Origin of the sequence: Streptomyces sp. NPDC102467, assembly GCF_044765445.1 — a bacterium.
In the GTDB taxonomy this organism is placed as follows: domain Bacteria; phylum Actinomycetota; class Actinomycetes; order Streptomycetales; family Streptomycetaceae; genus Streptomyces.
Map to the genome: position 1 here is coordinate 19,332 of NZ_JBIWKA010000037.1, position 8,304 is coordinate 27,635.

General features: G+C 69.7%; 6 protein-coding genes. 3 read left to right on the forward strand and 3 right to left on the reverse strand.

Annotated features, from left to right (window positions below; translation table 11 throughout):
* Positions 1-22: 22 nt before the first annotated feature.
* The gene (locus ACIREE_RS41015; RefSeq protein ID WP_404164460.1) at positions 23-2,374 is read right to left on the reverse strand and encodes a TIM-barrel domain-containing protein; all 2,352 of its coding nucleotides are present in this window, start codon (positions 2,372-2,374) and stop codon (positions 23-25) included.
* A 213-nt stretch (positions 2,375-2,587) separates the two neighbouring features.
* Here ACIREE_RS41015 and ACIREE_RS41020 point away from each other — a divergent pair, with 213 nt between their 5' ends.
* Both ACIREE_RS41020 and ACIREE_RS41025 read left to right on the forward strand, forming a co-directional pair.
* Positions 2,588-4,561 (forward strand): acetoacetate--CoA ligase, encoded by a 1,974-nt coding sequence (locus ACIREE_RS41020; protein WP_404164462.1) that lies wholly within the window; start codon positions 2,588-2,590, stop codon positions 4,559-4,561.
* Between the two features lie 103 nt (positions 4,562-4,664).
* The gene (locus ACIREE_RS41025) at positions 4,665-5,564 is read left to right on the forward strand and encodes a hypothetical protein (RefSeq protein WP_404164464.1); all 900 of its coding nucleotides are present in this window, start codon (positions 4,665-4,667) and stop codon (positions 5,562-5,564) included.
* Positions 5,565-5,639: 75 nt separating this feature from the next.
* Here the strand turns inward: ACIREE_RS41025 and ptsP are convergent, their stop codons facing one another.
* Together ptsP and ACIREE_RS41035 are read right to left on the reverse strand one after the other, a co-directional pair.
* On the reverse strand, positions 5,640-7,310 hold the full coding sequence (ptsP, locus tag ACIREE_RS41030; protein WP_404164466.1) for a phosphoenolpyruvate--protein phosphotransferase: 1,671 nt from the start codon (positions 7,308-7,310) through the stop codon (positions 5,640-5,642).
* A 77-nt stretch (positions 7,311-7,387) separates the two neighbouring features.
* The gene (locus ACIREE_RS41035; RefSeq protein WP_404164468.1) at positions 7,388-7,837 is read right to left on the reverse strand and encodes a PTS glucose transporter subunit IIA; all 450 of its coding nucleotides are present in this window, start codon (positions 7,835-7,837) and stop codon (positions 7,388-7,390) included.
* A 276-nt stretch (positions 7,838-8,113) separates the two neighbouring features.
* Here ACIREE_RS41035 and ACIREE_RS41040 point away from each other — a divergent pair.
* On the forward strand, positions 8,114-8,304 hold a 191-nt coding region (locus ACIREE_RS41040; protein WP_404164470.1), incomplete at its 3' end, for a hypothetical protein.

The window sequence follows — 8,304 nt, forward strand, 5'->3', positions numbered from 1 at the left end:
CCGAAATCCCGCTGAAAGTCGTTCAGAGGCCGCGCACGCGTACCGGGTACGGCAGTTCACCGCCGCCGTCCCCGGCCCCCTCGATGATGACCCGCCCCTGGCTCCAGCGCACCCGATACCGCTCGACCTCGGGCTCCTCCCACCCGTCATCCTTATCCGGTACGAGAAGGCCCCCACCCGTACGCCCGGCCTCCGGAGCCCATACCTCCAACTCGATTCCGCCGTTCTCGCCCCGTACGGGGAGCACCGCACCGGCGCGAGCCAGCACCGGAACACGCGACAACGGGGCGTCGACAGTCACCGGCCCAGGGCCGTCGAACACCGCACCGGTCACCGTGTCGTACCAGCGTCCCCGAGGAAGCCGCACGGCTCTTTGCTCAACCCCCGGCTCCAGTACGGGGGCCACCAACAGACTGTCCCCCAACAAGAAAGCGTCCTCGCAGTCGCGCAGACCACGATCCTCCGGAGCCCCCCACCACAAAGGGCGCACATAGGGAGCACCGGTACGCCGAGCGAGGTGAGCGAGTGTCATGAAGTAGGGAAGAAGCCGACGCCGCTCGTTCAGCACCACGCGCGCGTGCCCCACCACCTCGTCACCGAAGTCCCAGGGCTCGCGCCGACCCGCCCGCGACGCCGACTGCGTAGCGAACAGCGGCATGTAGGCGCCCAGTTGAAGCCCGCGCAAGTAGAGCTCCGGCGACGGTTCCCCATCGAAGCCGCCCAGTGCGGCCCCCGAGCTCGGAACACCGCACAATCCGAGACCGATCACCAGGGACAGCGAGGCACGCAACCCGGGCCACCCGGCCGCAACATCGCCCGACCACGCCCCTCCGTAGCGCTGCATTCCCACCCAACCGGCACGGGAGAACACGAACGGCCGCTCCTGCGGCCGCAGTTCACCCAACCCCTCGTAGCCGGCCCGCGCCATGCACAGGCCGTAGACGTTGTGCGCCTCACGATGGTCGCCGCCACGTCCCTCCAGCGCGTGCCGGGCCGTACGGGGCAACGCCGGGCCGAACGCGGCAGAGGACACGGCCTCGTTCCCGTCGTGCCGGAACCCGGAGAAGCCCTGCGCGAGGCGCTCCTCGTACAGCCCGCCCCACCACTTGCGGACACCCTTCGCGGTGAAGTCCGGGTACACCGAATCACCAGGCCCTATGACCCCACTTATCAGGCGGCCTGCCGCGTCCCGCACAAAAGCGTCGATCGCCCGCCCACCGTCGAACACCGCATTGCCGCGCTCGGCCTTGACCGCCGGATCGACGATGGACACCAACCGGATGCCGTCGGCGCGCAAGTCCTCGGCAAGCCGGGGCAACGAGGCGGAACGCTCAGTTTCGACGGCGGAAGCCTGCCGCGCCGCATGATGGTCGATGTCCAGATGCACCGCGTCCACAGGCAAGGCGCGCTCCCTGTAGCCCGCGACGACCCGGCGCACCTCCTCCGCGGTGCTGACCTGCCGACGCGCATAGTGGTGACCCATCGCCCACGACGGCGGCACGGCCGCGGGACCCGTCAACTGCGCCCACGTATGCAGAACGCGCGCGGGCGTGCCCACCATGACCCAGCAACGCAACGGGCCGCCCTCGACGCGCAGTTCACCCGCACCCGGGCGGTCGTGCCCCGACCCCGCCCCCTCGCGACCTTCCCGCAGACTCACCGTGCCGTCCCACGTGCTGTCGTAGAACACCAGATGCGTGCCCGCGTCGGCGACCACCAGCTGCACCGGCATCGTGACCGACAACGGATCGCCCTCCGGGCCGGACGAGCCGCCCGGATCGACGTTCCGCAACGCATACGTACCGTCACGCAACCGAGACCCCGCCGACCGCCCCCCGAGCCCGAAGAACCGCGCGTCCGCGGAGACCTCCCACCGCTGCACCCACCGGGCCTCCCCGCCGCCCTCGGGCTCCCACCAGCGCGGCGGCAGATCACGACGCAACGTCACGCCGCCCGGCGTGCACACCTGCACGCCACCATGGCGCGACACCGCCACCGTCGCCCGCTCGGACACCACCCGCCAGCCGCCGTCCTTGTCCGGCTCCAGAACAGCCCGCGGATCCGCCTCGGGGCACCCACCGGCCAGGCCGTACGACGGCACGGGCTCGGCCCCGTCCCACCCCCAGAACACGGCGCCGCCCGCCGTGACCATGACCCGGACACGGGACCGCTCGAAACGCACCACACCGCCGCCCGGCCCGGGGTCCACCCCGACCACGCCTCCAGGGACCCGGGCCCGCTCCGGACCCCGGTGCGCGAGCCCCACGGAATCCGCCCGACGATGCCGCCACGAGGCCCGCACGGCGCGCAGCCCCCGGGCCGGCCCCACCAGAGAGACCACTTTCACCGAGCGCACCAGGTCACGACCGTTCATGCTGCTCACCCTCCCACTCGGCGCCACGCGCGCGTGGCGCGTTCAACTGCCGTTCACCCGTGGCCGCGGCACATCTACGCGGGACGGACTGTGTGGGGGCCGCCCTGGTGTCGAAGTCGATCACGTGGCATCGTCCTGTCAGCCGTGCCACGCGCACACCCGAGCCCGTGTGCGCAGACGACGCATACGCCGCGTATTTCCAGGAGCCGCCCCATGACCACAGCGAATCCCGCGCCGCTCTGGCAGCCCGACCGGCAGCAGATCGCCGACGCACAGGTCACACGGTTCCAGGCCTGGGCCGCCGCACATCACGGAGCGCCCGCCGAGGGCGGCTACGAGGCACTGCACCGCTGGTCGGTCACCGAACTCGAGACGTTCTGGAAAGCCGTCACCGACTGGTTCGATGTGCGCTTCACGCACCCCTACGCGCGCGTACTGGGCAGCCGCGCGATGCCCGGCGCCGAGTGGTTCCCGGGAGCCACCGTGAATTACGCGGCCCACGCACTGCGCACCGCCGACGACCCCGCGCGCGCGGACACCCCCGCCATCCTGCACGTGGACGAGACGCACGAGCAGCGCCCGGTCACCTGGTCGGAACTGCGCCGACAGGTCGGCTCGCTCGCCGCCGAACTGCGCACCCTGGGCGTCCGACCCGGCGACCGCGTCAGCGGCTACCTGCCCAACATCCCCGAAGCCGTCGTCGCCCTCCTGGCCACCGCGGCCGTCGGCGCCGTGTGGACGTCGTGCGCCCCCGACTTCGGCGCCCGCAGCGTCCTCGACCGCTTCCAGCAGGTCGAGCCCGTCGTCCTGTTCGCCGTCGACGGCTACCGCTACGGAGGCAAGGCACACGACCGCCGCGACACCGTGGCGGAACTCCGCTCCGAGCTGCCCTCCCTACGCGCCGTGGTGCACATCCCCCTCCTGGGCAGCGAAGCCCCGGAAGGCGCCCTGGAATGGTCGGCCCTGACCTCCGCCGACGTGCCGCCCGTCTACGAAGAGGTGCCCTTCGACCACCCCCTCTGGGTGCTCTACTCCTCGGGCACGACCGGCTTGCCCAAGGCCATCGTCCAGTCCCAGGGCGGCATCCTCGTCGAACACCTCAAACAGCTCGGCCTGCACTGCGACCTGGGCCCCGACGACCGCTTCTTCTGGTACACGTCCACGGGCTGGATGATGTGGAACCTCCTCGTCAGCGGACTCCTCACCGGCACCACGATCATCACGTACGACGGCAGTCCCGGCTTTCCCGGGACCGGAGCGCAATGGTCCATCGCCGAACGCACCGGAGCGACCCTCTACGGAACCTCCGCCGCGTACGTCATGGCCTGTCGCAAGGCCGGCGTCCATCCCGCCCGCGACTACGATCTGTCCCGCGTGAAGTGCGTGGCCACGACCGGCTCCCCGCTCCCGCCGGACGGCTTCCGCTGGCTGCACGACGAGGTCCGCGCCGATCTGTGGATCGCCTCGGTCAGCGGCGGTACCGATGTCTGCTCCTGCTTCGCCGGAGCCGTGGCCACACTCCCCGTGCACATCGGCGAGCTCCAGGCCCCCGGCCTCGGAACGGACCTGCAGGCCTGGGATCACGAGGGCAATCCGCTCATCGACGAGGTCGGCGAACTGGTCGTCACCAACCCCATGCCGTCCATGCCGATCCGCTTCTGGAACGACCCCGACGGCAGCCGCTACCACGACAGCTACTTCGACACCTACCCCGGAGTCTGGCGCCACGGCGACTGGATCACCGTCACCTCCCGCGGTTCCGTCGTCATCCACGGCCGCTCCGACTCCACCCTCAACCGGCAGGGCGTCCGCATGGGCTCCGCCGACATCTACGAAGCGGTGGAGCGCCTCCCCGAAATCCGCGAGTCCCTCGTCATCGGCCTGGAACAAGCCGACGGCGGCTACTGGATGCCACTCTTCGTGCACCTCGCCCCGGGCGCCGTCCTCGACGACGACCTGCGCGCCCGGATCAAACTGACCATCCGCGAACAGCTCTCCCCGCGGCACGTCCCCGACGAGATCATCGAGGCCCCTGGCGTCCCGCACACCCTCACCGGCAAGCGCATCGAAGTCCCCGTGAAGCGCCTCCTGCAGGGCACCCCGCTCGAAAAGGCGGTCAATCCCGGCTCCATCGACAACCTCGACCTGCTCCGGTTCTACGAGGAGATCGCCCGCAAGCGAGCTTGACGAGCGCCCGGAGTCCGGCCGTCCGAGCTGCGCCCCACGGCGTTGTCAGTACCGGCGATTACTCTGAGTGAGCAATGATCGACGAGCGCACTCAGGGGGAATCATGGCGGGCACTCAGCACGGCCGGACGACGGGCACACGGCACATCCTGCGCCGCGAAGTCGCTGGCACGATCGGCCTGTTGGCCGACGAGCAGGACTTCACGGAGATGCGGCGCTACCGCAGCTTCACCTTCGACGACCACACGGCGTATCTGCGGCAAGTGGAAGAACTCCTCAAATCCCTGGCCGCTGACGGAGGACATACCACCGTCGCGCTCTTCGACCCCGAGGAGTACGCCGAGTTCTGCGCGGAGACAGGCCTCGAACCCGACACCCCGATCAGCCGTACGCGCTTCACGGCGGAACTGGCCTCGACGGGCCCCTCGATCCCGTACGAGGGCCAGACCCTGGCCGACCTCGTCCCGGATCTCGTGGAGGAGGCCGTCCGCCGGGCGACCTGGGAGTACGCCTCCTCCGTCCTCGCCCGCATCGGCCCCTGCGCGGTCTGCGGGCAGGACCTGGGACGGGCCGCGTTCGCGCGCGCCTCGTACCTGGTCGCCCGAGTGATCGACACCATCGGCGAAGGCACCCACCACTGGGTGTGCAGTGTCCCCACGGGAAAGCAGACGCTGCTGACAGTGCTCCATATCGACGCCACCACACCCGACACCGTCCGTCTCGACGAGACCGCGGCGATGGAGCTCACCACCGTATTGGCGCTGGCCATCGTCACCGCCGGCCCCTGCGCACTGGTCGTCCGCACCACCGCGGGCAAGAGCGATCGCGTCTACGGCTGGCGCCTGAAGGACGAGAACCTCAAGCAACTGACCGCCGCACAGGTCTTCGACGCGTACTGCACCGACGCCTTCTCCGGCGATCTCATGGCGCCGGAACCCGGAGTCGACTACTGCACCGCACCTGAAGTGGAGGACTCGGCCCCCGAGAGCCGACACCACCACTGACCGGCCCGGCGGGAAACGCCCTGAGGGCGCCCCACCGACAGGTGGAGCGCCCTCAGAAACCGCATGCGCGGGCGACTACTCGCCGGACAGCACGGCCTGCGCGGCCGAGCGGGCCTCTTCGGCGGAGTCCGCGGCACGGGCGGCGGCAGCCGCCCGCTCGCACTGGGCCAGCGTGTACTTGCCGAGCGTCGCACGGACGTACGGAATCGACGCGGCACCCATGGAAAGAGAGGTGACACCCAGGCCGGTCAGCACACAGGCCAGAAGCGGGTCGGACGCGGCCTCGCCGCACACGCCACAGCTCTTGCCCTCAGCCCTCGCCGCATCGGCGGACAGCGCGACGAGGTCGAGCAGGGCGGGCTGCCACGGGTCCTGCAGACGCGATACGGCACCGACCTGACGGTCGGCCGCGAACGTGTACTGGGCCAGGTCGTTGGTGCCAAGCGACAGGAACTCGACCTCCTGCAGCACCGAGCGTGCACGCAGCGCGGCGGACGGAATCTCGACCATCGCGCCGTACTTGGCCTGCAGACCGGCCTCACGGCAGGCATCGGCGAACGCCTTGGCGTCGGCCCGGTCGGCCACCATCGGTGCCATGACCTCGAGGTATACCGGCAGCCCTTCCACCGCCTTGGCGAGCGCGGTCAGCTGAGTACGCAGCACCTCGGGGTGGTCGAGGAGCGACCGCAGGCCACGCACGCCCAGAGCCGGGTTGGGCTCATCGGCGGGGGTGAGGAAGTCCAGCGGCTTGTCGGCACCGGCGTCCAGCACCCGCACGACGACACGGCCCTCGGGAAACGCCTCGAGCACCTGGCGGTACGCCTCGACCTGCTTCTCCTCGGACGGAGCCTGCTTGCTGTCGTCGAGGAAGAGGAACTCGGTGCGGAAGAGACCGACACCCTCGGCACCGGCCTCGACGGCAGCCGGAAGATCCGCCGGACCACCGATGTTGGCGAGCAGGGGCACCTTGTGCCCGTCCGAGGTGGCACCAGGGCCGGACGAGCCGGCCAGCGCCGCCTTGCGCTCGGCGGCCGAAGCCTCCAAAGCGGCCCGCTTCTCCGGGGTCGGGTCCACGAAGATCTCACCGGTGCTGCCGTCGACGGCCACGACGGTGCCCTCCGCCAGCTCACCGGCGCCCGGCAGCGCCACGATGGCGGGCACTCCGAGAGCACGGGCCAGGATCGCGCTGTGGCTGGTCGGCCCGCCTTCCTCGGTCACGAAGCCGAGCACGAGCGTGGGGTCGAGGAGCGCGGTGTCCGCGGGCGCCAGGTCACGGGCGATGAGCACGTACGGCTCGTCGCTGTCCGGAACGCCGGGCATCGGAACACCCAGCAGGCGGGCCACGATGCGGTTCCGCACGTCGTCGAGGTCCGCGACACGGCCGGCCATGTACTCGCCGGCGCCCGCCAGAAGCTCGCGGTAGTGCGAGAACGCGTCGTAGATCCCGCGCTCGGCCGTGCTGCCGACGGTGATGCGACGGTCGACATCGGCGATGAGCTCAGGGTCCTGAGCGATCATGGCCTGGGCCTCGAGCACCGCCTGCGCCTCGCCACCGGCCAGATTGCCGCGGGCGATCAGGTCGGCCGCGACGGCTTCGACGGCCTGGCGGGCGCGCCCCTGCTCGCGCTCGGCCTCCTCCGGCGGAATCTGCTTGGCCGGCGGCTCGAGCACGGCCGTCCCCATATGCCGAACCTCGCCGATCGCCACACCGTGGCTCACGCCGACGCCCCGAAGCGTTGTCTCCATCTCACCCGTCTCCAATAGTGCGGCGGGCCGTGCCGCCGCAATGGTTTTCCTGCCGGCCGTCGGCGAAGGCGTCCGGCTCACTTCCAGCTGAAGAGAGAGTCGCCGGACTTGAGGTCACCGCTCTCGGCGACGTCGGACAGCGATTCGGCCGTGGCCTCGAGCGCGACGACAGGGCACACCGGCGACTTGCCCGCGGCCTCGACAGCGGCCGGGTTCCAGCGGACCACAGCCTGGCCGCGCTGAACAGTGTCGCCCTTGTTGACGAGCAGCTCGAAGCCCTCGCCGTTGAGCTGGACGGTGTCGATGCCCAGGTGCGTCAGTACCCCGTGGCCCTCTTCGTCCACGACGACAAAGGCGTGCGGGTGCAGGGACACAACGATGCCGCTGACGGGAGCGACGGCCTCGGAGGGCTCGCGGACGGGGTCGATGGCGGTGCCGGGGCCGACCATCGCACCGGAGAACACCGGGTCAGGAACAGCGGAGAGCCCGATGGCGCGTCCTTCAAGAGGGGACGTCACACTGGTCATGGCAAGCCTCCCAGGGGGCGGAGATTCATGGTCGCCGTCACTGCGTGTCGTGGACGACGTACTGTTCAGAAGCGTAAGTCATAAAAAGTCCCGGTTCCGCACGAGTGGTACCGGTTGGCAGTCGTAGGGGCGCCCGGCAAACGATTTGCGCCGAACCCATGCCCCATGTACTGTCGTACTCCTGCCTAGGGCCGACCGACGCCATCTAGCGTCCTTGATCCCGGCAGCATCTATCAAGTCAAACCTTATCTTTGATCAGCTCCTGCATGTCCGCAGGTGAGTGGTCAGACGGTCGAGAAAAGCCTGGTAGAGTTCGTTCCCGCCGGAAAGGAAAACCGCGAAAGCGGAAATCCTGGAAAGCGGAATGAAATACCGAGGAAATCGGATCGGAAAGATCTGATAGAGTCGGAAACGCAAGACAGCAAGACCGAAGGGAAGCGCCCGGAGGAAAGCCCCAGAGAATGTTC

What these genes read in the sequence shown, in the direction of transcription:
- ACIREE_RS41015 (WP_404164460.1), bottom strand. Translation starts at nt 2,374, where the DNA reads ATGAACGGTCGTGACCTGGTGCGCTCGGTGAAAGTGGTCTCTCTGGTG.
- ACIREE_RS41020 (WP_404164462.1), top strand. Translation starts at nt 2,588, where the DNA reads ATGACCACAGCGAATCCCGCGCCGCTCTGGCAGCCCGACCGGCAGCAG.
- ACIREE_RS41025 (WP_404164464.1), top strand. Translation starts at nt 4,665, where the DNA reads ATGGCGGGCACTCAGCACGGCCGGACGACGGGCACACGGCACATCCTG.
- ptsP (WP_404164466.1), bottom strand. Translation starts at nt 7,310, where the DNA reads ATGGAGACAACGCTTCGGGGCGTCGGCGTGAGCCACGGTGTGGCGATC.
- ACIREE_RS41035 (WP_404164468.1), bottom strand. Translation starts at nt 7,837, where the DNA reads ATGACCAGTGTGACGTCCCCTCTTGAAGGACGCGCCATCGGGCTCTCC.